At 66.1% G+C, this 24,181-nt stretch carries 22 protein-coding genes; 7 read left to right on the top strand and 15 right to left on the bottom strand.

The window, feature by feature from the left end; all coding sequences use genetic code 11:
• Positions 1–9: 9 nt before the first annotated feature.
• The 3 genes from XARJCFBP2528_RS09535 to ubiE form a co-directional block, all read right to left on the bottom strand.
• The gene (locus XARJCFBP2528_RS09535; protein ID WP_211257627.1) at positions 10–1,965 is read right to left on the bottom strand and encodes a M1 family metallopeptidase; all 1,956 of its coding nucleotides are present in this window, start codon (positions 1,963–1,965) and stop codon (positions 10–12) included.
• A 236-nt stretch (positions 1,966–2,201) separates the two neighbouring features.
• A complete protein-coding gene (locus XARJCFBP2528_RS09530; protein ID WP_047124606.1) occupies positions 2,202–3,092 on the bottom strand; it encodes a GGDEF domain-containing protein in 891 nt (296 codons plus the stop codon).
• Between the two features lie 216 nt (positions 3,093–3,308).
• Positions 3,309–4,070, bottom strand: coding sequence for a bifunctional demethylmenaquinone methyltransferase/2-methoxy-6-polyprenyl-1,4-benzoquinol methylase UbiE (ubiE, locus tag XARJCFBP2528_RS09525; RefSeq protein WP_016903622.1), 762 nt, complete (start codon positions 4,068–4,070; stop codon positions 3,309–3,311).
• 87 nt (positions 4,071–4,157) lie between these two features.
• Between ubiE and XARJCFBP2528_RS09520 the strand changes: the two genes are divergently transcribed.
• From XARJCFBP2528_RS09520 to XARJCFBP2528_RS09505, 4 genes are read left to right on the top strand one after another with little or no spacing between them, the layout of a single operon-like run.
• On the top strand, positions 4,158–5,807 hold the full coding sequence (locus tag XARJCFBP2528_RS09520; RefSeq protein ID WP_016903623.1) for an efflux MFS transporter permease: 1,650 nt from the start codon (positions 4,158–4,160) through the stop codon (positions 5,805–5,807).
• A complete protein-coding gene (locus XARJCFBP2528_RS09515) occupies positions 5,804–6,892 on the top strand; it encodes an HlyD family secretion protein (RefSeq protein ID WP_026064607.1) in 1,089 nt (362 codons plus the stop codon). The genes XARJCFBP2528_RS09520 and XARJCFBP2528_RS09515 overlap by 4 nt, the downstream gene beginning before the upstream one ends.
• A 26-nt stretch (positions 6,893–6,918) precedes the next feature.
• The gene (locus XARJCFBP2528_RS09510; protein ID WP_016903625.1) at positions 6,919–7,419 is read left to right on the top strand and encodes a GNAT family N-acetyltransferase; all 501 of its coding nucleotides are present in this window, start codon (positions 6,919–6,921) and stop codon (positions 7,417–7,419) included.
• Positions 7,416–7,871, top strand: a complete 456-nt coding sequence (locus tag XARJCFBP2528_RS09505) for a nucleoside deaminase (protein WP_016903626.1) — start codon at positions 7,416–7,418, stop codon at positions 7,869–7,871. Before XARJCFBP2528_RS09510 ends, XARJCFBP2528_RS09505 begins: the two co-directional genes overlap by 4 nt.
• A 579-nt stretch (positions 7,872–8,450) precedes the next feature.
• Here XARJCFBP2528_RS09505 and hslU read toward each other — a convergent pair.
• From hslU to XARJCFBP2528_RS09465, 8 genes are all read right to left on the bottom strand, one after another.
• Positions 8,451–9,818 carry an ATP-dependent protease ATPase subunit HslU gene (gene hslU / locus XARJCFBP2528_RS09500; RefSeq protein WP_024940232.1) on the bottom strand — a complete coding sequence of 456 codons (1,368 nt, stop codon included), beginning with the start codon at positions 9,816–9,818 and terminating at the stop codon, positions 8,451–8,453.
• Positions 9,819–9,927: 109 nt separating this feature from the next.
• Positions 9,928–10,479: an ATP-dependent protease subunit HslV gene (gene hslV, locus XARJCFBP2528_RS09495; protein WP_005997221.1), complete on the bottom strand. Its 552-nt coding sequence runs from the start codon at positions 10,477–10,479 to the stop codon at positions 9,928–9,930.
• Positions 10,480–10,917: 438 nt separating this feature from the next.
• Positions 10,918–11,805, bottom strand: coding sequence for a tyrosine recombinase XerC (xerC, locus tag XARJCFBP2528_RS09490; protein ID WP_016903629.1), 888 nt, complete (start codon positions 11,803–11,805; stop codon positions 10,918–10,920).
• Positions 11,806–11,883: 78 nt separating this feature from the next.
• A complete protein-coding gene (locus XARJCFBP2528_RS09485) occupies positions 11,884–12,555 on the bottom strand; it encodes a DUF484 family protein (RefSeq protein WP_016903630.1) in 672 nt (223 codons plus the stop codon).
• Entirely contained in the window at positions 12,555–13,406 is an 852-nt protein-coding gene (gene dapF, locus XARJCFBP2528_RS09480) for a diaminopimelate epimerase (protein ID WP_016903631.1), read from the bottom strand. The genes XARJCFBP2528_RS09485 and dapF overlap by 1 nt, the downstream gene beginning before the upstream one ends.
• Complete coding sequence (gene lptM / locus XARJCFBP2528_RS09475; protein ID WP_016903632.1) at positions 13,396–13,650, bottom strand: LPS translocon maturation chaperone LptM; 255 nt, start codon at positions 13,648–13,650, stop codon at positions 13,396–13,398. The genes dapF and lptM overlap by 11 nt, the downstream gene beginning before the upstream one ends.
• Before the next feature lie 47 nt (positions 13,651–13,697).
• On the bottom strand, positions 13,698–14,096 hold the full coding sequence (locus tag XARJCFBP2528_RS09470; protein ID WP_026064608.1) for a YbaN family protein: 399 nt from the start codon (positions 14,094–14,096) through the stop codon (positions 13,698–13,700).
• 162 nt (positions 14,097–14,258) lie between these two features.
• Entirely contained in the window at positions 14,259–16,400 is a 2,142-nt protein-coding gene (locus tag XARJCFBP2528_RS09465) for a S9 family peptidase (RefSeq protein ID WP_016903634.1), read from the bottom strand.
• A 109-nt stretch (positions 16,401–16,509) separates the two neighbouring features.
• On the opposite strand from XARJCFBP2528_RS09465, the gene XARJCFBP2528_RS09460 reads away from it, so the two are divergent.
• Positions 16,510–17,694 (top strand): pyridoxal phosphate-dependent aminotransferase, encoded by a 1,185-nt coding sequence (locus XARJCFBP2528_RS09460; RefSeq protein ID WP_026064609.1) that lies wholly within the window; start codon positions 16,510–16,512, stop codon positions 17,692–17,694.
• Positions 17,695–17,889: 195 nt separating this feature from the next.
• On the opposite strand, the gene XARJCFBP2528_RS24150 is transcribed toward XARJCFBP2528_RS09460, so the two are convergent.
• The 3 genes from XARJCFBP2528_RS24150 to XARJCFBP2528_RS09445 form a co-directional block, all read right to left on the bottom strand.
• The gene (locus XARJCFBP2528_RS24150) at positions 17,890–18,462 is read right to left on the bottom strand and encodes a hypothetical protein (protein WP_230673718.1); all 573 of its coding nucleotides are present in this window, start codon (positions 18,460–18,462) and stop codon (positions 17,890–17,892) included.
• Positions 18,463–18,466: 4 nt separating this feature from the next.
• Complete coding sequence (locus XARJCFBP2528_RS09450; RefSeq protein WP_047124605.1) at positions 18,467–20,560, bottom strand: prolyl oligopeptidase family serine peptidase; 2,094 nt, start codon at positions 20,558–20,560, stop codon at positions 18,467–18,469.
• 67 nt (positions 20,561–20,627) lie between these two features.
• Positions 20,628–20,939 carry a hypothetical protein gene (locus XARJCFBP2528_RS09445; RefSeq protein WP_024940223.1) on the bottom strand — a complete coding sequence of 104 codons (312 nt, stop codon included), beginning with the start codon at positions 20,937–20,939 and terminating at the stop codon, positions 20,628–20,630.
• Between the two features lie 288 nt (positions 20,940–21,227).
• Between XARJCFBP2528_RS09445 and XARJCFBP2528_RS09440 the strand changes: the two genes are divergently transcribed.
• Entirely contained in the window at positions 21,228–21,797 is a 570-nt protein-coding gene (locus XARJCFBP2528_RS09440) for a lipocalin family protein (RefSeq protein WP_016903639.1), read from the top strand.
• A gap of 281 nt (positions 21,798–22,078) precedes the next feature.
• Here the strand turns inward: XARJCFBP2528_RS09440 and XARJCFBP2528_RS09435 are convergent, their stop codons facing one another.
• Positions 22,079–23,044: a helix-turn-helix transcriptional regulator gene (locus XARJCFBP2528_RS09435; protein ID WP_024940221.1), complete on the bottom strand. Its 966-nt coding sequence runs from the start codon at positions 23,042–23,044 to the stop codon at positions 22,079–22,081.
• Positions 23,045–23,330: 286 nt separating this feature from the next.
• Between XARJCFBP2528_RS09435 and XARJCFBP2528_RS09430 the strand changes: the two genes are divergently transcribed.
• Entirely contained in the window at positions 23,331–24,131 is an 801-nt protein-coding gene (locus XARJCFBP2528_RS09430; RefSeq protein ID WP_039811264.1) for a DUF481 domain-containing protein, read from the top strand.
• Positions 24,132–24,181 lie beyond the last annotated feature (50 nt).

Below are 24,181 nucleotides of genomic sequence, written 5' to 3'. Positions count from 1 at the left end.
CCCCTGCCATTACGGCTGCGGCTGCGCCGGCGGTGCCGCCTTGGCCTTGGCGATCGTCTCGGCCACCGATGCGGTGGTGATCGGGTGGTAGCTGGGCTTGGCCTTTTCGAAGGCCTGCTCGGCGAAGGCGATGCCGTCCGGGGTCTTCAACAACTCGGCATAGATCGGCAGCACCAGCTTGCGGCGGCCGACGCGTTCGATGAACTCGCCTGCAGCGGGGCGCGCATCGGTGTAACCGCTGCGGATCGCCAGCGGATACCAGCGCATGGCGATTTCGCCGTTCGGGGTGCCGGTGAAATGATAGGCCTCATCCAGCTGCTTGAGCTGCTCGGGCTTGAGCGTGGCGCCCATGCCGCTGAGGAAGTGCACCCATTCCTGCGTGCCCCACTCGCCGGTGACCTGCTTGCTCGGCAGCGTGCCGCTGCCGCTCCAGGCGATGCGCGCGGTGTCCACGATCGAGAAGCTGCGCGAGCGTGCCTTGGCGGCGAAGGCCGGGATGCCCGGCTGCTTCAACCACGCATCCACCTCGGCCGCACTGACCGTGTTGGGATGCTTGTCCAGCAGGTTCTTGTTGAGGTAATCGACGAACTGGTCGGTGGTGGCGCTCTGGAACGCATGATCGTCGAACCAGCCGCGCAGGAACGGGTCGAACACCTCGCGGCCGAAGCGCTGCTCCAGGAACTGCAGGAACCACGCGCCCTTGACGTAGGCCACCTGGCTCAGGGCTTCGTCGGGGTCGCGCTCGGCCAGCGGCGGCAGTGCCAACGCCTGGTCGGCCGGCGCCATGCCCTTCACTTCGGCCAGCAGGTCGCCCTGGTCGATCTCGCGCTCCATCTCGGCCATCTCCGCGCCATACAGCGCCTCGGTGATGCGGGCCTGCACGTAGGTGGTGAAGCCTTCATTGAGCCAGATGTCCTTCCAGCTGGCATTGGTCACCAGGTTGCCGGACCAGCTATGCGCCAGTTCGTGCGCGACCAGCGAGACCAGCGACTTGTCGCCGACGATCACGGTGGGCGTGGCGAAGGTCAGGCGCGGATTCTCCATGCCGCCGAACGGGAACGACGGCGGCAGCACCAGCATGTCGTAACGGCCCCAGCGATACGGGCCATACAGTTTTTCGGCGGCACCGATCATCTTTTCGGTGTCTTCGAATTCCTTGGCGGCCTTGTCGGCCATGGCCGGCTCGGCCCACACGCCCGAGCGCGCGGAAATCGGCTTGAACACCACATCGCCAGCGGCGATCGCCAGCAGATAGGACGGAATCGGCTCGGGCATCTTGAAGCTGTAGTCGCCGTCGCGCGCGGCCTTGGGGTCGTTGTCGGCGCTCATCAGCACCATCACGTCCGGGCGCGAGGTCACATGCGCGCTGTAGGTGAAGCGCACGCTCGGGGTGTCCTGCAACGGCACCCAGCTACGCGCGTGGATCGCCTGCGACTGGCTGAACATGAAAGGCAACTGCTTGCCTTCGGTCATCGACGGCTCCAGCCACTGCAGGCCGGAGGCGGTCGGTGCGGTGTGATAGGTGATCACGACCTTGGCCGGCTGATTCGGCGCCTCGATGGTGAGCTTGCTGCCGAAGGTCTTGTCGGCCGGCGCCAGCGCGAACTGCAGCGGCGCCAGCGTGCCCTTGCCGTCGTCGGCCTGCACCTGCGCAATGCTCAGCTCGCGCGTGTCCAGCACCAGCTGCTTGGCGGCCTTGTCCTTCCATTCCAGCGTGTAGGTGGCGGTGCCGCCGATCTGCTTGGCGTCGAAATCCAGCTTCAGGTCCAGCGCCAGATCCTTGATCACCACCAGCTGCGGCTGGGCGTAGGAGCTTTCGTCGTGGTTGCGGGCGTCTGCTTTCACGGGGGCCTTGGCAGTGGTGGCCGGCGCGGCGGTGTTGGCGGCCGGCGGCGTGGACTCGTTGGAACAGCCGGCCAGCGCGATGGACACGGCCAGGGACAGCGACAGGAACGGGAAGCGCATCGACGGCACCGCAGCGAGGGAATTGGGCATTTTAACGCCCCGGGCGGTTGCCTGCCCGTGCGGCCGATGGCGAGCACGTGCCGGACGCTCAACCCGCGCCGGCTGGCGACACCGTGGATGTCGCTGGCGCATCGGCACGAACTTGGGGCAGCAACCGCAGTGATGGCGTGACGCATGCCGCCCATGCGCGGCGTGCACCCGCCTGCGGCCCGGCCGCCAGGCGATTGCCGGATCGCCTAGACCACCGGATGGCTGCGCGGGCTGTCATGCCCGTCGCGCACCAGACGCCGGCCGCCGGAGAACTTGGCGCGATACATCGCCGCATCGGCGCGGCGATACAGCTCGGTGGCATCCAGGCCACGCTCGCACACCGCGCTGCCGGCGCTCACATGCAGCGGCGCCTCGTCGGCATCCTCGCGTTCGAGCATCGACAGCCATTGATTGAGCTTGAGCGTGGCGTCGTCCTCGCTGGCGTGCACGCCGATCAGAAATTCGTCGCCGCCCCAGCGCCCGATCCAGTCCTGCGCGCCCAGCCAGCCGTAGGCCGATTCCACCAGCCGCACCAGCACGCGATCGCCGGCCAGATGGCCGAAGCGGTCGTTGATCGGCTTGAGGTTGTCCATGTCCAGCACGAACAGCATGAACGGCCAGCCTTCGCGCTGCGCGGCGGTGACAGAATCGCGCATCGCCTGTTCGCAGCCGCGCCGGTTCAAGGCCTCGGTCAGCGGGTCGAACAAGGCGTGCTTCTTCAGATCGCGCATGCCGGCATCGATGCCGCGCAGGCTGCGATTGATGCCACGCAGCAACCGCCCCAGTTCGTCGTCGCCATGTTCGGGCAGGCTGGGCAGACGTTGATCGGCGTAATACGCATCCAGTGCGTCGGCGGCGATGCGCAGCGGTGCGAGCAGGCGATACAGGGCCGACAGGGTCGCCGCGGTGCCAGCCAGCGTGGCCAGCAGCGCCACGATCACCACCGACCACAGCGGGCGCCCGCTCAACTCGCTCTGCGCGGCCAGCCAGGCGATCAATAACAACAACGGCAGGTGGATGCCGACAAAGGTCACCGCCAGCAGCTTGGCGCTGAAGGAGCGGGGAAACACGCGCGACAACCCTGCGTACAAGCGCATCCACGTCTCCGGCAAAAGAGCGCCTAGTGTCGCCGACCGTTGGTGGAGCCAACGCGACGGGAGTCTCAAAGGTTTGTCGGCAAACGCACCTGCGCACAGTGCAATCGTGCGGCAAGCGAACACGAGCATGACCTGCTCGTGCGATGCCGACGCGCGATGTCCGGCGCATGCTGCGCGCCGGACCGGACGCTCAGATCACGCTGCGTCGGATCCGGTTCAGATCTTGTAGCCGGAGTGGATCGCCACGATGCCGCCGGTCAGGTTCTTGTAATGGCAACGCGCAAATCCGGCCTCGCCCATCATGCCCTTGAGCGATTCCTGCGGCGGGTGCTTGCGGATGCTTTCTGCCAGGTACTGGTAGCTGTCGGCGTCGCGCGCGAACAGCTGGCCCAGCCTGGGCAGGATCTTGAACGAGTGGAAGTCGTAGATCGGCTTGAACCAGTCGGCGGTGACCTCGGAAAACTCCAGCACGCGCGCCTGCCCGCCCACCTTCAACACGCGATACATCTCGCGCAGCGCGGCGTCCTTGTCGGTGACATTGCGCAGGCCGAAGGAAATGGTCACCAGATCGAAGCTCTGATCCGGGAACGGCAGCGCCTCGGCATTGCATTGCACGTAATCGAAGCCGGCCACCAGGCCGCGGTTGGTCAGCCGGTCGCGGCCCACCGACAGCATGCCGGCGTTGATGTCGCCCAGCACCACCGCGCCCTCGTTGCCGACGCGCTCCTTGAGCAGCACGGCGATGTCGCCGGTACCGCCGGCCAGGTCCAGCACGCGGTCGCCCGGCTTCACCTGCGCGGTCGCCACGAAGTAGCGTTTCCATGCGCGGTGCACGCCCAGACTCATCAGATCGTTCATCAGGTCGTAGTTGCGCGCGACCGAGGTGAACACTTCGCCGACCAGCTTCTGCTTGTCCTTGGCAGCGACGTCGCGGAAGCCGAAATGGGTGGTACCGGAGGTATAGGGGGATTCGCTCATGGGCGGATTATCGCACTGCTGACGCCGCCATGACCGCAACCGGACCACAATCGCTGCCTCCCCTGCGACCGGCCCTGCGAGCCCTGCGTGCACGACAAGTACGTCCAGCGCGACTGGCAGCCCCACGAGAAGCCCACCCTGCCCGGGTCGGCCTCCACCCCCTTGCACTCCACCCGGCGCCGCATCCAGTACGGGCTGGTGGGCGTGGTGGTGGCGCTGACCGGCGGGCTGAGCAATGCGCTGGTCACCGCCAACCTGACCTATCTGCAGGGCACGCTGGGCGCCTACGCCACCGAAACGGCCTGGCTGCCGGCCGCCTACGTGATGACCAACATGTCGGCCAACCTGCTGCTGGTGAAGTTCCGCCAGCAGTTCGGGCTGCGGCGCTTCACCGAGATCTTCCTGGCGCTGTATGCGGTCATCGCCTTCGCGCATCTGTTCGTGCACAGCCTGAGCTCGGCGATCACCGTGCGTGCCGCGCACGGATTGGTGGGCGCCGCGCTCAGCTCGCTGGGGCTGTATTACGTGATCCAGGCGTTTCCGGCCAGGTACCGGCTCAAGGCGGTGGTGACCGGGCTGGGGGTGACCCAGCTGGCGCTGCCATTGGCGCGGGTGTTCTCCACCGATCTGCTGGAATTTGCGCAGTGGCAAGGCCTGTACCTGTTCGAACTGGGCCTGGCGGTGTTCGCGCTGGCCTGCGTGCTGGCGCTCAAGCTGCCGCCCAGCGACCGCTATCGCGTGTTCGAGCCGCTGGATTTCCTCACCTTCAGCCTGTTCGCGGCCGGGTCGGCCGGGCTGGCGGCGGTGCTGTCGCTGGGGCGGCTGCTGTGGTGGACCAGCACGCCGTGGCTGGGCGTGGCGCTGGCGGCCTCCATCGTGCTGCTGTGCACGGCGGCGTGGATCGAGCACAACCGCCGCAACCCGATGATCAATACGCGCTGGCTGGCCAGCGGCGACATGCTGCGGCTGGGCCTGGCGATCCTGCTGATCCGGCTGGTGCTGTCCGAGCAGAGCACCGGCGCGATCGGCTTCTTCCAGACCCTGGGGCTGGCCAACACGCAGCTGCAGACCCTGTTCGCGCTGATGTTGCTGGGCGCAGTGGTCGGCGTGGCCGCCAGCGCGTGGCTGATCAATCCGGCGCGGGTGGCCGAGCATCTGATCATTGCGGTGGCGGCGATCTGCATCGGTTGTTTCATGGATGCCGACGCCACCAGCCTCACCCGTCCGGAGCAGATGTACGTCAGCCAGTTCCTGCTCGCCTTTGGCAGCACCTTCTTCATCGGCCCGGCGATGGTGGCCGGGCTGGGCCGGGTCATCGCGCAGCCGGGCAATCTGATCAGCTTCATCGTGCTGTTCGGCATGGCACAGAACATGGGCGGCCTGCTCGGCAGCGCGCTGCTCGGCACCGTGCAGGTCGTGCGCGAGAAATACCATTCCAGCCAGTTGGTCGAACATCTGGCATTGACCGACCCGCAAGTGGCCGCGCGCGTGCAGGCCTATGCCGCGCTGTACGGCCGCAGCATCGGCGACCCGGCCCTGCGCCAGGCCCAGGGCGTGCGCGCCCTGGGCAGCGTGGCCACGCGCGAAGCCAATGTGCTCGCCTATAACGACGTGTTCCTGTTGATCGGCTGCATCGCCATCGCCACCGGGCTGTGGATCCTGTCCGTGCTGGTGTGGCGGCGTTATCTGCGCCCACCCGCTGCGTCCCCCTCTCCTGCTTCCACCGCGCGCCCATGAATACACCTGCAGCTTCAACCTCTCCTGCCGATCTGCAACGTCGCAGGCGCCGCCGCATCGGTGGCGTGATCGGCTTCGGCGGGCTGGCCCTGCTCGGCGTGGCACTGGTGCTGTATGCATGGCGGTTGCCGCCGTTCGTCAGCGCCGTCGAGCGCACCGAGAACGCGATGGTGCATGGCCAGATCACGGTGATCGCGCCGCAGGTCAGCGGCTATGTCACCGAGGTGCCGGTGCAGGACTTCGCCCACGTCAGACACGGCCAGTTGCTGGCCAGGATCGACGACCGCATCTATGCCCAGCAGCTCGAACAGGCCAGGGCGCAGCTGCAGACCGCGCAGGCCAACCTGTCCAACTGGGACCAGCAGCGGCATAGCGCCGATGCCACCATCGCCGAACAACGCGCCGCACTGAGCAGCAATCAGGCCCAGCGCGACCGCACGCGCTCGGCGTATGCGCGCGCGCAGCAGTTGGCCGAGCAGAAACTGGTGTCCGAACAGGATCGCGACACCGCCTTCGCCGCACGTGCGCAGGCCGATGCCGGCGTGGCACAGGCGCGTGCCGCCGTGCAGGCCGCCGAGGAGAACGCACGCAGCGTCACCGTCAATCGCGCCGCGCTGGAAGCGGCGGTGGCCAATGCGCAAGCGGCCGTGCAACTGGCGCAGATCAATCTGGACAACACGCGCATCCTGGCCCCGCGCGATGGCCAGCTCGGCCAGCTCGGCGTGCGCCAGGGCGCCTACGTCACCAATGGCACGCAGCTGATGTCGCTGGTGCCGGACACGTTGTGGATCGTGGCCAATTTCAAGGAAACCCAGATGGCCAAGATCCGCATCGGGCAACGCGCCAGCTTCACCGTGGATGCGTTGGACAATGCGCGTCTGCACGGCCGTGTGCAGGAAATCTCCCCGGCCGCGGGCTCGGAATTCAGCGTGCTGCCGGCCGACAACGCCACCGGCAACTTCGTCAAGATCGCCCAGCGCATTCCGCTGCGCATCAGCGTCGATCCGGACCAGGCGCTGGCACCGCGGCTGCGCCCGGGCATGTCGGTGGTGGTGGCGATCGACACCGACAGCGCGGTCGACTGACGCGACGCAGCCGCTATCATGCGGTGATGTCGTCCCTGTCCCCATCCTCGCTGCACTGGCAGTGCCTGCGCTTCGACCAACTGAGCACCACGCAGTTGTACGCGCTGCTGCGGCTGCGCTCGGATGTGTTCGTGGTGGAGCAGCAGTGCGCGTATCCGGAGCTGGATGGCAAGGACAGCCTGCCGGGTGTGCGGCATCTGCTCGGCAGCACCGACGACGGTGCATTGGCCGCCTATCTGCGCGTGCTACCGCCCGGCGTGAGTTACCCCGAGCCGAGCATCGGCCGAGTAGTGATTGCCGCCACGCAGCGCGGCCACGGCTTCGCACACGCATTACTGCAGGAAGGCTTGCGGCTGGTGCACCGGCAGTGGCCCGCCAGCGCCGTGCAACTCGGCGCGCAGGCGCACCTGCAGGCGTTCTACGCCGCACACGGTTTCACGCCCTCGTCCGCACCGTATCTGGAAGACGGCATTCCCCACATCGACATGCTGCGTCGCGCCGACGCCGCCACCCAGGAGCCTGCATGATCACCACCCCCGACTACCGCGCACTGCTCGACACCGCCATTGCCGAAGCCCGCCAGGGCCTGGCCGAAGGCGGCATCCCGATCGGCGCGGCGCTGTACCACAACGACGGACGTCTGCTCGGTTGCGGCCACAACCGCCGCGTGCAGGAAAACGATCCCTCCGTGCATGGCGAAACCGATGCCTTCCGCAAGGCCGGCCGGCAGCGCCGCTACAAGGACACCATCATGGTCACCACGCTGGCGCCGTGCTGGTACTGCAGCGGGCTGGTGCGCCAGTTCAATATCGGCACCGTGGTGGTCGGCGAGTCGGTCACCTTCCAGGGCGGCGTGTCCTGGCTGCGCGAGCACGGCGTCACTGTCATCGACCTGCAGAGCCAGGAATGCATCGACCTGCTGGGCGGCTATATCTCGGCCAATCCGGACGTGTGGAACGAGGATATCGGCGAGGACTGAGCGGTTTGGGTGCAGAGCGGTTGATCTGCGGCTTGGCTGCGAGGCCCTTGCCCGCCCACCATCGCAGGACACGCCGCAAGTACGTCCCTGTAGGCTCTTACGCGGCATCCATGCCGCGTAAGGTCCCGCGACGGTGGGCGGGCAAAGACCATCGGAGATGGTCGGTGTGCATATACAAGCAACGCACTACGCACGTTGTTCGAAATCAGCTTGTTTAATACTGATGAGTGGGCGCAACGTCCCGACGCACGTCGGGCGACAGGCAGCTTTTATGCGAGCGCCGATCAACGTTAGGTGCGGTGCCCTCATCGATTACGGGACCCTTGGCGGCATGGATGCCGCCACCGAGCCTCCACGGACGGGTTCACGGCGTGTCCCGCGAGCGGTGAGGGCACCGCGCCGTCGACCGACTCAGCGTTTGACTGCATCCGGGCGGATGCGGCCAACAACACTGCCGTCCTCACCGCCAGGCGAGCGCGGTCAAAATCGGAATCGGCATGTCCAACGCGTACACGCCGGCTCCGGTTGCGTCCACACCGACCTGATGACCGTTGGCACCGGCATGCAGGTGCGCTGCGATCAGAGGATGTAGCGGCTCAGGTCCGGGTCCTGCACCAGCTCGCCGAGCTGCGCATCGACATAGGCCGCATCGACCGTGACGCTCTGGCCGTCGCGATCCGGCGCCTCATAACTCAACACATCGAGCAGGCGCTCCAGCACCGTGTGCAGGCGGCGCGCGCCGATGTTTTCCTGCCGCTCGTTGACCTGCGCGGCGATCTCGGCCAGGCGCTCCACCGCATCGGCGCCGAAGGTCAGGCGCACGCCCTCGGTCTGCAGCAGGGCTTCGTACTGCTTGATCAACGCAGCCTTGGGTTCGGTGAGGATGCGCACGAAATCGGCCTTGGTCAGCGCGGTCAATTCGACGCGGATCGGGAAACGGCCCTGCAATTCGGGAATCAGATCGCTGGGCTTGGCCAGATGGAACGCGCCGGAGGCGATAAACAGGATATGGTCGGTCTTGACCGTGCCGTACTTGGTCGACACGTTGGAGCCTTCCACCAGCGGCAGCAGATCGCGCTGCACGCCCTCGCGACTGACATCGCCGCCGTTGGAGCCGGCTTCGCCACGCTTGGCGACCTTGTCGATTTCATCGATGAACACGATGCCGTGCTGCTCGCACGCTTCGATCGCCGCCGCACGTACGTCGTCTTCGTTGACCAGCTTGCCGGCTTCTTCTTCGATCAGCAGCGGGCGCGCGGCCTTGATGGTGAGCTTGCGCTTCTGCGACTTGCCGCTGCCCAGGTTGGAAAACATCTGCCGCAGCTGCTGGCCCATTTCTTCCATGCCCGGCGGGGTCATGATGTCCATGCTGGCGTTGACAGCCACTTCCAGCTCGATCTCGCGCTCGTCCAGCTCGCCGCTGCGCAGCATGCGGCGGAACTTGATGCGGGTGTCGTTGTCCTGCGCCGAGGGCTCGTTGCGCGCCGCTTCCGGATCGAACCCGATCCCGGCCGCGCGGCGTGGCAGCAGCGCATCCAGGAGACGATCTTCGGCGCGTTCTTCGGCCTGGTTGCGCACGCGCACCTTGGCCTGTTCGCGATACAGCTTGACCGAGGTGTCGGCCAGGTCGCGAATGATCTGTTCCACATCCTTGCCGACATAGCCGACCTCGGTAAAGCGCGTGGCTTCGACCTTGACGAACGGCGCATTGGCCAAGGTGGCCAGGCGCCGCGCGATCTCGGTCTTGCCGACGCCGGTCGGGCCGATCATCAGGATGTTCTTGGGCATCACCTCGTTGCGCAGCTCTTCGGGCAGCTGCATGCGGCGCCAGCGATTACGCAGCGCGATGGCAACCGCACGCTTGGCATCGTGCTGGCCAACGATATGACGGTCGAGCTCCTGCACGATTTCGCGCGGAGTCATGGTTGAAGTATCGGAATTTGGCATTGGGGAATCGAGAATGGGGAAAGGGGAATCGCAAGCGCGAAATCAAGAGCCTATGTCGTCGGGGTGGAACCGAAACCGCTGTTGCGATTCCCGATTCCCCACTCCCGATTCACAGCTCTTCGACCACCACATTGCGATTGGTATAAATGCAGATATCGCCGGCGATGTTGATCGCCTCGGTGGCGATGGTCTTGGCATCGAGTTCGGTGTGCGCCAGCAGCGCGCGGGCGGCCGACAGGGCGTACGAGCCGCCCGAACCGATGGCGATGATGCCGTCTTCCGGTTCGATCACATCGCCGGTCCCGCTGATGATCAACGAGGTTTCCTTATCGGCGACCGCAAGCAGCGCCTCAAGCTTGCCCAGGCGGCGCTCGGTGCGCCAATCCTTGGCCAGCTCCACGGCGGCACGGGTCAGTTGCCCATGCTTGTCGAGCTTGGCTTCGAACAGCTCGAACAGGGTGAACGCATCGGCGGCGGCGCCGGCGAAACCGGCCAGCACCTGCCCCTCGCGGCCGAGCCGGCGCACCTTGCGCGCATTGCCCTTCATGACGGTGTGGCCGAGGGTGACCTGGCCATCGCCGGCAACGGCGACATGCCCACCACGCCGAACCGAGATGATGGTGGTGGCGTGAACGATGTTGGGGTTCTGGCTGGGGTCCATGGGTCCTCCGGGGGTTTCCAATGAGGTGGGGACGCCCCTGCCGGGTTCAAGCATGCTGCGCGCATGTGGCGCGGGCGGCTGATGCAGCGCGCTCAGACGGCAGACAGCATGCGCTCCCGGCACGCAGCGATTGAGCAGCCGCACACGAGAACGATCGGCAGCGTGGTGTGCGCTTCGGGATGAACCGGGTGATCGTCGCCGGCGCGGAGACGCTGCTGCGCAAACCTGTCGCTGCAGTACGCGGCCGTCATATGCGCATCACTGCAACAAACGCTTCGGCCCGAATAACCACGCAGGCCCGCGCATGGATGCGCGTACAAGCGCCGATGCCTGCACTTGAGCCCCTCTCCCGAGGGGAGAGGGGCTAGAGCGGCGATTCGCAAGCGGCGGTACTTCAGAGCAGTGGTTAACCGCCAAGCGCAACACACGCCGCACCGCTCACTCAGCAGCTTTCTTGCGCCTGGCGCGCGGATGCGCGGCGTCGTAGACCTTGGCCAGGTGCTGGAAATCCAGATGTGTATAGATCTGCGTGGTGGCGATGTCCGAATGGCCGAGCAATTCCTGCACGCCGCGCAGGTCGCCGGAAGATTCGAGGATGTGGCTGGCAAAGCTGTGCCGCAGCATATGCGGATGCACGTCCTTGAACATGCCCTGGCGCACTGCCAGTTGCTTGATGCGGATCTGCACTGCGCGCTGCGAAATCGCACCGCCGGCGCGGCCGGGGAATACATGCGTATCGGCAAGCCCGCCGCTGTCGCGCAGCCAGTCGCGCAACGCGCCGATCGCATGCGAGCCCACCGGCACCAGGCGCTGCTTGCCGCCCTTGCCGAGCACCATCACCAAGCCGCTGTCCAGATCCAGGTCGCGCCAGCGCAGCGCGCAGAGCTCGCTCAGGCGCAGCCCGGATGAATAGAACAGCTCCAGCAAGGCGCGATCGCGCAGGCCCAGCGGCGCGTCGGTCGGCACCTCGACCAGACGCACCGCTTCATCGGCATCGAGCACCTGCGGCAATTTACGTGGCGCCTTGGGTGCACGCAGCGCCGCCGCCGGACTTGCGGCAATGCGGCCATGCTTGAGCAACCAGGCGTAGTAACTGCGGCATGCCGACAGACGACGCTGCAGGCTCTTGGGCGACAACCCGCGCCGGTGCTCGGCCGCAACGAACTGCCGCAACTGTGCGCTATCGAGCTGCGCCACATCGTCGATGGCCTGTTCGCCGGCCCAGCCCACCAACGCAGCAAGATCGCGCTGGTAGGCATCCAGCGTATGCGCAGACACCTGCCGCTCGACCTGCAGATATCCCAGGAAATCGTCGACCGACGCCACCTCAGACTCCCCGCTGCCGCACCGTCGGTGCGGCCATCCAGCGCAGGCTGCACGCATCGGCGCACCCTGCACGGCGCATCATGTGTCGAAGCGCTGCAAGGCCACGCCCAGGGACTCGCCCATCATGCGCAGAAACAAGGTACCCATGCCGGGATAGAAACGGTTGGCGTCGCTGCTGCCGACCGCAATCAGGCCGATGCCGGGCAAGGGCAGCAGCGCAGTGGATTGCACGTTGGCAGCCTGGTCGGCGTACAGCAGCGCGTGTTTTTCCGCCTGCAGGCGGCCGCAGATTGGCTCGCCGTCGCTCAGGCAATCGCGGAACGGGGCAAGCCGTGCATCGTCGGCGGCGATGATCTGCAGCCAGTCGGCCTCCAGGCCGGCGACCGGCTTGAGCAACACCAGCCGCACCAGTTCGCCATTGAAATCTTCCGCCAGCGAGGCGGCCATCGCCTTGAGCGTGTCGGCTGCGCTGGTCTGGCGCATCAGCGCCAGGGTCAGTTGATGCGTGCGTACCGCCAGGCGCTCGTTGTCCTGCGCATTGTGGCCAAGCTCGTGCAGGCGCCGCGACAGCTCGCGGTTCTTGTCGCGCAGCACTTCCAGCTGATAGGTGGCCAGCGAGGCGGTGGGGCCGTCGTCGCGCGGCACCAGCAGACTCACCGCCAGATCCGGGAACTGCTTGAGGAAGGTCGGGTGGCGCCGCAACCAGGTTGCCACTTCGTGCGCGCTGAATGTGTCCGTGTTCTCGCTCATCAGTTCCACTCTCCATCGAAGACGAACACGGCCGGGCCTGACATGACGACTTCCTGTTGTTCGCCGGCCCAACGGATGCGCAGCTCGCCGCCGGGCAAGGACACCTGCACGTCGCGCTCGACACGGCCGCGCTGCATCAGCACCACCGCCGCCGCGCATGCACCGCTGCCGCAGGCCAGGGTTTCGCCGACGCCGCGCTCGAACACGCGCAGGCGCACATGCGTCGGGTCGACGACCTGCACAAAGCCGACGTTGACCGAATCGGGAAACGCGGCGTTCTGCTGCAACAGGCCGCCGACGCGCTCTACCGGCGCCGCGTCCACCCGCCCAACTTCCACCACGGCATGCGGGTTGCCCATCGACACCGCGCCAAAGCGCACGGTTTCGCCATGCACCGGCAGCGCATATTCCTCGCGCGCACGCGCAAAGCCGGCCAGCGGGATCTGCGTGGGCTCGAACTGCGGCACGCCCATCGCCACCGCGTAGGTGCCGGCGTCCAGACGCTGCACGCGGTGGGAGGTGAACGGGCTATCGATGACGAACTCATCGTCCTGCGCGGTGCCGTCGCGCACCAGCCAGGCCGCCACACAGCGCGCGCCATTGCCGCATTGGCGCGCGGCCGAGCCGTCGGAATTCCAGATGCCGTAGGCGGCCACCGCCTCGCTGCTGCGCGAGTTCTCGATGGTCAGGATCTGGTCGCAGCCCACCCCGAAATGACGGTCGGCCAGGCGTGCGGCCAGCGCGGCATCCGGCGGCGGCGTACCGTCGCGCAGGTCCAGCACGACGAAATCGTTGCCGGCGCCATGCATTTTGGTGAAACGCAGACGCCCGTTGCGGCCGTCAGCGCTCATTGCCGCTGCTAGCGGGCTGGTCGGTGGTGGGCGCGGGCTGCGTATCGGTATTCACCGGCGCAGGCGCAGGCGAGGACTCATCCAGTGGTTGTGGCGCGTCCGGCGGCTGCAGCACGGGCTGGGCTTCCACCGGCACCGGCTTCTGCGGCATTACCAGCGGGCCCTTGTTGCCGCAGGCGGCAAGCAGGACAAAGGTCGCACCAACCAGTGCGAGACGAACAGACGGTCGGGACATGATGCTCATGGCCGAAGTATAGCCAGAACACCCTGACTGCCGTGCGCTCAGTGCGCTCAGTGCGCGCTGGGCAGCGCGCGCGGTGGCGGCTCGGGGCGCAGCCATAGCCAGATCGCCACCACCGCCATGCTGCCGATCGACAGGCATTTGACCCAGAACACCGGCACGCACCACAGCATGATGCCGGCGCAGACGGTCATGGTGAGCGTGGCCATCCACTTGGCCTTGCGGCTGACCGCGCGATAGGTCTGCCACTCGACGATCGCCGGGCCGAAGCGCGGGTGCGAGAGCAGCCAGTTGTGCAGGCGCTCGGAGCCGTGCGAGGCGGCCCAGGCGGAAATCAGGATGAACACGGTCGTCGGCAGGCCGGGTACGAAGATACCGACGATGCCGGTCGCCAGGCTGGCGTAGGCCAGCAACCACCAGGCCCAGCGGAATCGAGTCGGTCGCGTCATGGGTAAATGATACGGCCAGCGGGCGCCGAGATGGTCCGGGCATCCCCTTCTCGCACCGGGAGAAGGGGCCCCGAACGGCGGATAAGGGGACGTCTGCACGCAGGATTGGGCGGGTTTTGCTTACCAATCCCCAATCCCGACTCCCCAATCCCCGCCCCTCAACTACTTGACCCCGAGCTGATCCAGCACAAACGCATACGACTCGGCGAGTTCGCGGTAACGGCGGAAGCGGCCGGACTTGCCGCCGTGGCCGGCTTCCATGTTGGTGCGGAACACGATCGGCCGGGTGCCGGTGTTGTCGTCGCGCAGCTTGGCCACCCACTTGGCCGGCTCCCAGTACTGCACCTGCGAATCCCACAGGCCGGTGCCGACGAACAGGGCCGGATAGGCCTGCCTGGTCACATTGTCGTACGGGGAATAGGACAGCATGTAGTCGTAATAGGCCTTCTTTTCCGGGTTGCCCCACTCGTCGTATTCGTTGGTGGTGAGCGGGATGCTGGCATCGAGCATGGTGGTGACCACGTCGACGAACGGCACCTGCGCGACCATCACGCGATAGTCCTGCGGCGCCATATTGGCCACCGCACCCATCAGCAACCCACCGGCGCTGCCGCCGGAGGCGGCAACGCGATCCTTGGCGGCATAGCCCTGTTCCACCAGCCCGCGGGTGACGTCGATGAAGTCGGTGAAGGTGTTCTTCTTGTGCAGCAGCTTGCCGTCGTCGTACCACTGGCGGCCCATCTCCTGGCCGCCGCGGATGTGTGCGATGGCATACACCACGCCACGGTCCAGCAAGCTGATCGCCGGCAGATTGAACGCCGGGTCCATCGACATGCCGTAGCTGCCGTAGGCGTACTGGAACAACGCTGCAGTGCCGTCCTTCTTGAAGCCGCGCTTGTACACCAGCGACACCGGCACCTTGACGCCGTCACGCGCGCTCACCCAGACGCGCTCGGTCACGTACTTGCCGGCGTCGTAACCGATCACCGGCTGCTGCTTGAGCAGCTTGCGCTCGCCGGTCCGCGTGTTGAGCTCATAGGTGGTGGCCGGCGTGGTCAACGAGGTGTAGCTGTAGCGCAACCACTCGGTGTCCGGCTCGGAATTGACCGCCAGGCCCATCGAATACGCAGGCTCGTCGGCCTTGACGTATTGCGGTTCCCCCGGATGAGCCCCCACATCCATATGCGGACTGTTGAATTGAAGACGCACGCGTTCCAGCCCGCCGGAGCGCTCTTCGATCGCGGTAAACCCGTCGAACAGCTCGAAGTTTTCGATATAGACCTTGTCATCGTGCGCCACCCAGTCGGTCCACTGCTTGCGCGTGGTCGCATCGGTGGGTGCGGTCACCAGCTTGAAATTCTTGGCGCCATCGGCATTGGTGCGGATCACCCAACGGCCATCGAAATGCTCGGGGTGATATTCGACATCGCGTTCGCGCTTGGCCAGCAGGGTGAACCGCTCGGGATTGTCGGCCGGCGCATAACGCGTCTCCGACGACACCGTGCTTTCCACGCCGATGACGATGTACTTGTCGTCGCGGGTACGGCCGATGCCCATGTAGAAGCTGTCGTCCTTCTCCTCGTACACCAGCACGTCGTCCTTGGAGGGCGTGCCCAGCACGTGTTTCTTCACCCGCACGGTGAGCAGCGTTTCCGGATCGTTTTCGACATAGAACAGGGTCTTGTTGTCGTCGGCCCAGACCACGTTGGCCGACACGCCTTCCACCGTATCGGGGTAGATCTCGCCGGTGTCCAGATTCTTGAAACGGATCGTGTACTGGCGACGGCCCACCGCATCGTCGGCCCAGGCCAGGATGCGATTGTCCTGGCTGACTTCCGCATCGCCGACGCTGAAGTAGCCCTTGCCCTGCGCCATCTGGTTGACGTCGAGCAGGATCTGTTCCGGCGCCTCCATGCTGCCCTTGCGGCGCGCCTGGATCGGGTAGTCCTTGCCAGCCTCGAAGCGCGTGTAATACCAGTAGCCGCGCTCGCGATACGGCACGCTGGCGTCGTCCTGCTTGATGCGCCCGACGATCTCGGTATACAGCGCGTCTTCCAGCGGCTTGAGCGGCGCCATCACCGTGTCGGTGTAGGCGTTCTCGGCGTTGAGATAGGCCAGCATCGCCTTGTCCTCGCGCTTGTCGTCGCGCAGCCAGTAGTAGTCGTCGTTGCGGGTGGCGCCGAACGGGGCCTTGACCACATGCGGACGCTTGGCCACGTCCGGCGGCGACGGGAGAGCTGCGATGGCGGAAGGAACAGATGTGGTCATCAGGCTGGCGATCAGAAAGGTGAGGACAGGCTTCATCAGATTGGGGTTCGTTGGATGAACGCAATGCCATCCCAGCGCCCGAGTGTGGAAGAGGCTGGCCGGGAGCGTCATGTGCCCGAGGTCATGCTGCTCTATCCTCTTCGGCATGGACTCCCTACATTCGCACGTTCCCCGCTACAGCCGCCGCAGCCAGGACATCGCCCCGTTTCATGTGATGGCGCTATTGGCGCGCGCCAATGCGCTGGAGCAGGCCGGCCACGATGTGATCCACCTGGAGATCGGCGAACCGGATTTCACCACCGCCGCACCGATCGTCGCGGCCGGGCAGGCCGCACTGGCGGCCGGACACACCCGCTACACGGCCGCCCGCGGCCTGCCCGCGCTGCGCGCCGCCATCGCCGGGTTTTACGCGCAGCGGTACGGCTGCGCTATCGATCCGGAACGCATCCTGGTGACCCCGGGCGGCTCCGGCGCATTGCTGCTGGCCAGCAGCCTGTTGGTCGACCCGGACAAACACTGGCTGCTCGCCGACCCCGGCTATCCGTGCAACCGGCATTTCCTGCGCCTGGTCGAAGGCGCCGCGCAACTGGTGCCGGTCGGCGCAGACACCGATTACCAGCTGACGCCAGGTCTGGTCGACGCCTGCTGGAACGCCGACAGCGTCGGCGCACTGGTCGCCTCGCCGGCAAATCCCACCGGCAGCGTGCTGTCGCGCGCGCAACTGGCCGGCTTGTCGCAGGCGCTGCATGCACGCGGCGGCCACCTGGTGGTGGACGAGATCTACCACGGCCTGACCTACGGCATGGACGCGCACAGCGTGCTGGAAGTGGACGACAGCGCCTTTGTGTTGAACAGTTTTTCCAAGTACTTCGGCATGACCGGCTGGCGCCTGGGCTGGCTGGTCGCCCCGCCCGAGGCGGTGCCGGAGCTGGAGAAACTCGCGCAGAATCTTTACATCAGCGCATCCACGATCGCCCAGCACGCCGCACTGGCCTGTTTTACGCCAGAAAGCATCGCCATCTTCGAAGCCCGCCGCGCCGAGTTCCAGCAGCGCCGCGATTATCTGCTGCCCGCGCTGCGCCAGCTTGGCTTCAACATCGCCGTCGAACCGCAGGGTGCGTTCTACCTGTACGCGGACATCAGCGCATTTTCCAACGACGCCCAGGCCTTCTGCGCGCACTTCCTGGAAACCGAACATGTCGCCTTCACCCCCGGCATCGACTTCGGCCATCACCGCGCCAACCAGCACGTCCGCATCGCCTATACGCAAAGCCTGCCACGCCTCGAGCAGGCGGTGGAGCGGATTGCACGTGGCTTGCAACGTCTTTGATCGAACCAGCGCCAGTGCGCACGGCGCATCTCTTCGATCAGCGCCTCGCTGTGGCCATAGGTTCACTGCATCTGGAATGCATCTCTTCTACGTGCGCACGTACCCTCATCCGCCCTTCGGGCACCTTCTCCCGACGAGAAAAGGAAACGGCCAGGTGTCGCGGCGCTCCTGATCAACCGCAACGCGCGTCAGCACTCACCTCTGCGCGGCGCAGCCATTCAGATCGAAGAATTGCCGTGCAATGTCCAATCGCTGCTCGGGCCCGGCCCGGTACCACACCGCTTCGCGCAGGTCGGGCAACAGAAAGTGCGCTGGCGCCGGTGCGCCCAGACGCGGCACCTCGCTCAAGACGCGATAGTCCGCATCTGTACCGATATAGCTGACATCGCCCAACGGGCGCGGCCCGCCGTCGGCGTCTGGCGGATGCCAGCCCGGCGCAGTGACGTCGGTCGTCGAGGCCATGTGCTGACTGCCGTCACTGCCACCATTCCATGGCAGAAACCATGCATCCCGGCCGGAGCTTGTGGAGTGCACGCGCAACGCCAAATGTGATGGCCACTGTGGGCCGCTGGCGACCTGATGGAATTCGGCACGCATGTCGGGGTGGTCACGCAGCACATAGTGCGCATCCTGAGCAGCACAGCCGCTCAATGCCAAGGCAACCATCAGCGCCAGCATCGACCACTCTCCGACTAGGTCAATCAATCGCAAAACATCCAAAACAATACGGGCGCGCCGACCATTGCCGGCGCGCCCGTATCGGCGCATCAACTCAATCCGCCAGCCGCTCCCACAAGAAGCTGTAGGCCAGCGCCGCCATATGCGCGGCCTGTGCGTTGTTGGCCGCGCCGCCGTGGCCGCCTTCGATGTTCTCGTAGTAGGTCACGTCCTTGCCGGCCTCGATCATCTTGGCGGCCATCTTGCGCGCGTGGCCCGGATGCACGCGGTCGTCGCGCGTGGAGGTCAGGAAGATCACCGGCGGATAGGTCTTCTTCGGGTCGAACAGGTGATACGGCGAGAAGGTCTGGATGAACTTCCAGTCGTCGGTGTCCGGGTCGCCGTACTCGGCCATCCACGAGGCACCGGCCAGCAGATGGCTGTAGCGCTTCATGTCCAGCAATGGCACCTGCACCACCACCGCACCGAACAGTTCCGGATACTGGGTGAGCATGTTGCCGGTCATCAGCCCGCCATTGCTGCCGCCCTGCACGCCCAGATGCCTGGTCGAGGTGATCTTGCGCGCCACCAGGTCCTTGGCCACCGCAGCCATGTCTTCATAGGCCTTGTGGCGGTTCTGCTTGAGCGCGGCCTGGTGCCAGCGCGGGCCGTATTCGCCACCGCCGCGGATGTTGGCCACCACGTAGACGCCGCCCTTCTCCAACCAGGCGCGGCCCAGTCCGCCGGAATAATTGGGCGTCATCGAAATCTCGAACCCGCCGTAGCCGTACAGCAGGGTCGGCGCGCTGCCATCGAGCTTCAACGCCTTGGGGCGCACCAGGAAATACGGCACGCGGGTACCGTCCTTGCTGGTGGCAAAGTGCTGCTCGATGCTGTCCTTGCCGGCATCGAAGAACGCGGGCATGGCCTTGAGCGGCTGCGGCGCGGTGCCCACCTCCACCCACGACAAGGTGGTCGGGGTCAGGTAGTCGGTAACGGTCAACCACAGCGCGTCGCTGTCGTCGCTGTCCACCGCGCTGACGTCGACGGTGCCGAACGCCGGCGCACCGACGAAGGCGCTCTTCTTCCAGCCATCCTGCCCAGGCGTGATCACGCTCAGGCGGTTCTTGACGTCTTCCAGCACGTTCAACACCAGGTGCGAACGCGTCCAGGCGATACCTGCCAGCGAGGTGCTGTCGGTGGGCTCGAACAGCACATCGAAGCTGCGCTTGCCGGCCATGAAGTCGTCAAAGCGCGTCGCCAGCAGCGAGCCGGCCTTGTAGGTCTTGCCGGCCACGGTCCAGGGTTCGCGCAGCTCCAGGGTCAGCCATTGCCGCTTGACCGACTTGCTGGCCGAGTTGGGTGCATCCACCTTGACCAGCTTGCCGTCGGCGCCCTTGAGATACAGCTCCTCGTTGTAGAAGGCCAGCGTGCGGCTGACGAAATCGCGCTCGAATCCGGGCGTGTCGTCGTGCATCGCGGCGATGTACATGTCGGTCGGCTTGCCCTCGTACACCACCGTGGCGGCGCTGAGCGGAGTGCCGCGCTTCCACTGCTTGGCGATGCGCGGATAGCCGGAGCTGGTCATCGTGCCGGCACCGAAATCGGTGAACACGTAGACGGTGTCCTGGTCGATCCAGCCCAGCCCGCCCTTGGATTCGGGGCGGAAGAAGCCGTCCTTGACCCACTGCTTGCCGGCCAGATCGAACTCGCGGGTGACGTCGGCATCGGCGCCGCCGCGCGACAGCGCGATCAGGCAGCGCTGGTAATCCGGGCGCAGGCAGTCGGCGCCGTGCCAGACCCAGTTCTCGCCTTCGGCCTTGTTGAGCGCATCCAGGTCCAGCACCGTTTCCCACTTGGGCGCCGGCTTGCGGTATTCGTCCAGCGTGGTGCGCCGCCACAGGCCGCGCTCGTGCTGCTTGTCCTTCCAGAAGTTGTAGTAGTACTCGCCGATCTTCTGCACGCCGGGAATCTTCGCGTCCGAATCCAGCACTTCGCGGATGCTGGTCTCCATCTGCTTGAAGGCCGGCGTGGCGGCCAGGCGCGCCTCGGTCTTGGCGTTCTGGGCCTTGACCCAGTCCAGCGACTGGGCGCCGGAAACATCTTCCAGCCAGGCGTAGGGATCGTTGGACACGGCGGTTTCCTCTGCAGAGACGGCGCCAGCGGTGATCAGACCGGCAACCAGGCAGATCGAGGCGAGTTTGGACATGAATGTTTCCGGGAGAACGAACGCCGTGAACGTAGCATAGCCCTCCGCCGCCCGACCCTGCCGAAGGTCAGGCCGCGCGCGCCTGTGTCGCCGCACGCGAAGTGCTGCGTCGGCGTTGTGCCTGCGGCCCGCGCCGACGTGGTGCGCCGCGCCGCGCACCTGGCCGCACCAGGGCCGGCAATGCGAACCGGTGCAGGCTCCACCAGGCCAGCATCGGCATGCCGACCAGCCACAGCGGCAGCCAGCCGATCCACTCGCTGTGGCCGCGCGCGGCCGGCCAGACCAGCACCAGGGCCAGGCCGGCCAGGGCGATCTGCCGGACCGGGCGCAGCACGCGCGGGTCGGGACGTTCGGAACGACGGGAAGGACGAATCGACATGGCGGCACTCCGTGGCAGGAAGGATCAGGACAGGCCGGCAGGATTGCCTGCGCCCATCTCACCGACTGCGACCTGGCGGCGAAAACCGGAGAGACCGCCTTGCCGGGTGCCGACGCCGCAGCGCGATAACCACCGCCAGGCCACCGATGGCGCCCTCTTCCGCACCCGGTCCCGGGCGCCCGGTTGCCACGTTTGAGGCAGCCACGTGCGCCAGACCCGACCGTTGACGCGAACTTGCCCCCTGCATGCGGTAGTGTGCTGCTCCAACTGCCCCTTTGTGATGTTGCGATGCGCCTGACCGTTACGATCGCCCTCGCTTTTCTGTTCGTCCTCGGCCTGCCCGTGGCATCCGCCAAGGACGCGCCTGCCAGCGAGCCGGCGGTCGACCTGTCCAAGATCATGGGCACCTGGTATGTGATCGCACGCATGCCCAACCCGGTCGAGCGCGGCCACGTCACCAGCCGCGACGAGTACACCCTGGTCGAAGACGGCAAGGTGGCGGTGCGCTATGTGTACCGCGAGGGCTTCGGCGAGCCGGAGAAAGAGGTCAACGCGCGCGCCTCGGTGGATGCCGAGAGCGGCAACCGCGACTGGCGGGTATGGTTCTACAAGGTCATCCCGGCCAAGCAGCGCATCCTGGAAATCGCACCGGACGGTTCGTGGATGCTGATCTCCTACCCCGGCCGCGACCTGGCCTGGATCTTCGCGCGCAAGCCGGACATGAGCCGCGACCAGTACCGCAAGCTGGTCGACAAGATGCGCGACGACTATTCCATCTACACCGACAAGCTCAAGCGCGTGCCGCAGCTGCGCGAGCAGGTGGATCGTTTGGGGTTTGAAGTGCCTAACAAGCGCTGAGCTTGGCGGGCGGGCCGGTCGGTTGCCCGGCCGGATTCGGTTGATACAGGCATCAGCTGGTTGGTACGACGGTCGATAAGATTCGGCGCAATGCGTCGCTGGCGACCTTGTCGCTTCAACTTTAACTGCACGCTCCCGGCGCGGTTGCAGCAGGAACTGCGCTGCAACGCGCGTTACCACCATTGGCGGCAGTGACGCGCGCTAAGCTGTATCGGCGGCTACTTCGGATGCGCGCACGCGGCTGCCGCACGACAGCCCGCTCCAGGCACCGCGCGCCACGCTCAGTCGTAATTGCTCAAGGCCAGCGACAGCAGCGCCTTGGCCTGCTCGCGCAGCGAGACCGGCTCGACGATTTCCGCGTCCGAGCCGTAATGCAGCACGTCCATCAGCAGTTCGCGCGAGTTGCTGTACGGCACCTTGAGCTCGTAACGGCCATCAGCCAGAAAGCGGCCCTGCTGCTTGGAATGCCAGTGCTCGTCGGCGACCCAGCGCGCGGCCTTGGCACTGAACACGATGGTGGCCCAGCCCTTGGGTGCACCGGAAAAAATGCCGTAGCTGGCCGCCAGCTGCTCATCCAGCTCGCTGTCGGGCACATCGCGCGGCACGCTCTCGAGCAGGCGTGCGTGATTAATACGGTCCACCGCAAAGCTGCGCACGCCATCGCGGCCGTGGTCCCAGGCGTCCAGGTACCAGTTGTCGCGGTAGTGGGTGATACGCTGCGGGGACACCGTGCGCTTGGTCGATTCGTCGGTGGAACGGGCGCGGTAGTCGAAGCTCAGCTGCTTGCGCTCCAGCACGCCGGAGGCCACGGTGCGGAAGCTGGCTTCGTCCAGCTTGCGGCCGCGGTGCGGAATCACTCGCACCCGGTCCACCGGCCATTGCGACACGCCGGCCTGAGCGGCCAGCAGCCCTTCGATGCGTTGCTGCAGCGGCGCCAGCATCGAGGACAACACGCCGCCACCGGTGCGCGCCAGCAGTTGCTGGGAGGCCAGCAGCGCATGCAGCTCTTCCGAACTCAGCCACAGGCCGGGCAGTTCGAAGCGGTCGCTTTCGCCGGAGAGATAGCGGAACCCCGATTCGCCGTCGCCTTCCACCGGCGCCATCAGCGCATCGCGCAGAAACGCCAGGTCGCGGTACACGGTTGCGCGGGAACAGCTCAGCTCATCCTGCAGCCGCGCCACCGTGACCGGGTAGCGTGCCGATTTGAGCAAGCGATGCAGGGAGTTGATGCGTTCGTAGCGGTCCATGCGTCGATTATGTCCGAGTCTTTGCGTGGCAGGGTGAGCGTCGCTGTACACCGGCAATCATGCCTGGATCGGCGCCGCCACTGTGCGCGTTCGGCATGGCTGCTGGCCTGCAGCGCGCGCAGGCCAGGCCTGCTTGCGATGCGCCATCCGCTGCCGTTGCGCAAGCCGACGCCCGAACCCCTTCTGAAGCGCAGCATTCACTTGCTCATGACGCAGCCGCTCAGTCCGTTATCATGAAATCGCTTCCACCCTCTTTCGCCCCCCTGTCCTCCAAAGCGAGCCGCCCATGTCCCGCCGTGCCCCGTTGTCTGCCCTGCTGCCGCTGTTGTTGATCACGCCCACCGTCTGGGCCCAGGCAGTCGCACCGGCCCCGGTGGACCCTGCCGCCGCCGTGATGCCGTCGCCGTGGGGCGGGAGCAGTGGCGAGCTCGGCTATGCCGCCGCCCATGGCAACAGCACCACCGACAGCCTCAACGGCCGGATCCGCCTGCGCTATACCGACGGCGACTGGATCCACAGCCTGGATGCCACCGCGCTGCGCTCCAGTTCCGAATACACCAATACCAACGACGACGGCAGCACCTCGCGCGAGCGCCAGACCACTGCCGAGCGCTACACCGGCAGCGCCGGCAGCGCGCTGCAGTTGGGCGAGCACCGCCAGCTCACCGCCACCGGCCGTTACGAACACGACGACTTTGCCACCTACGACCGCCTGGCAACCTTCGGTATCGGTTACGGCACGCGCCTGATCGATGCCGACCGCTTCTACCTGGATGCGCAGATCGGCCCAGGTATCCGGCGCGCGCACAACAGCGACGAAGACCGCAACGAGACCGGGCTGATCGGGCGCGGGCTGTTCGACCTCAAGTACACCGTCACTGACAACACCGACCTGATCAACACGCTGCTGGTGGAATCGGGCGAATACAACACCTACGCGCAGAACGATTTCGGCGTGCAGGTCAGCATGAACTCGCACTTCGCGCTCAAGGCCGCCTGGCAGATGCGCCACAACAGCGAGGTCAGCGACGGCGACAAGAAGACCGACACCCTGACCACGGTCAACCTGGTCTATACGTTCAAGTAAACACCCGCAAATGTAGGAGCGGCCCTGGCCGCGAGGGCGTTCCCGGGAAA

Source organism: Xanthomonas arboricola pv. juglandis (assembly GCF_001013475.1).
Taxonomy (GTDB): Bacteria; Pseudomonadota; Gammaproteobacteria; order Xanthomonadales; family Xanthomonadaceae; genus Xanthomonas; species Xanthomonas arboricola.
The sequence above is the reverse complement of the archived record's forward strand: the minus strand, read 5'-3'. Positions and strand labels throughout refer to the sequence as shown.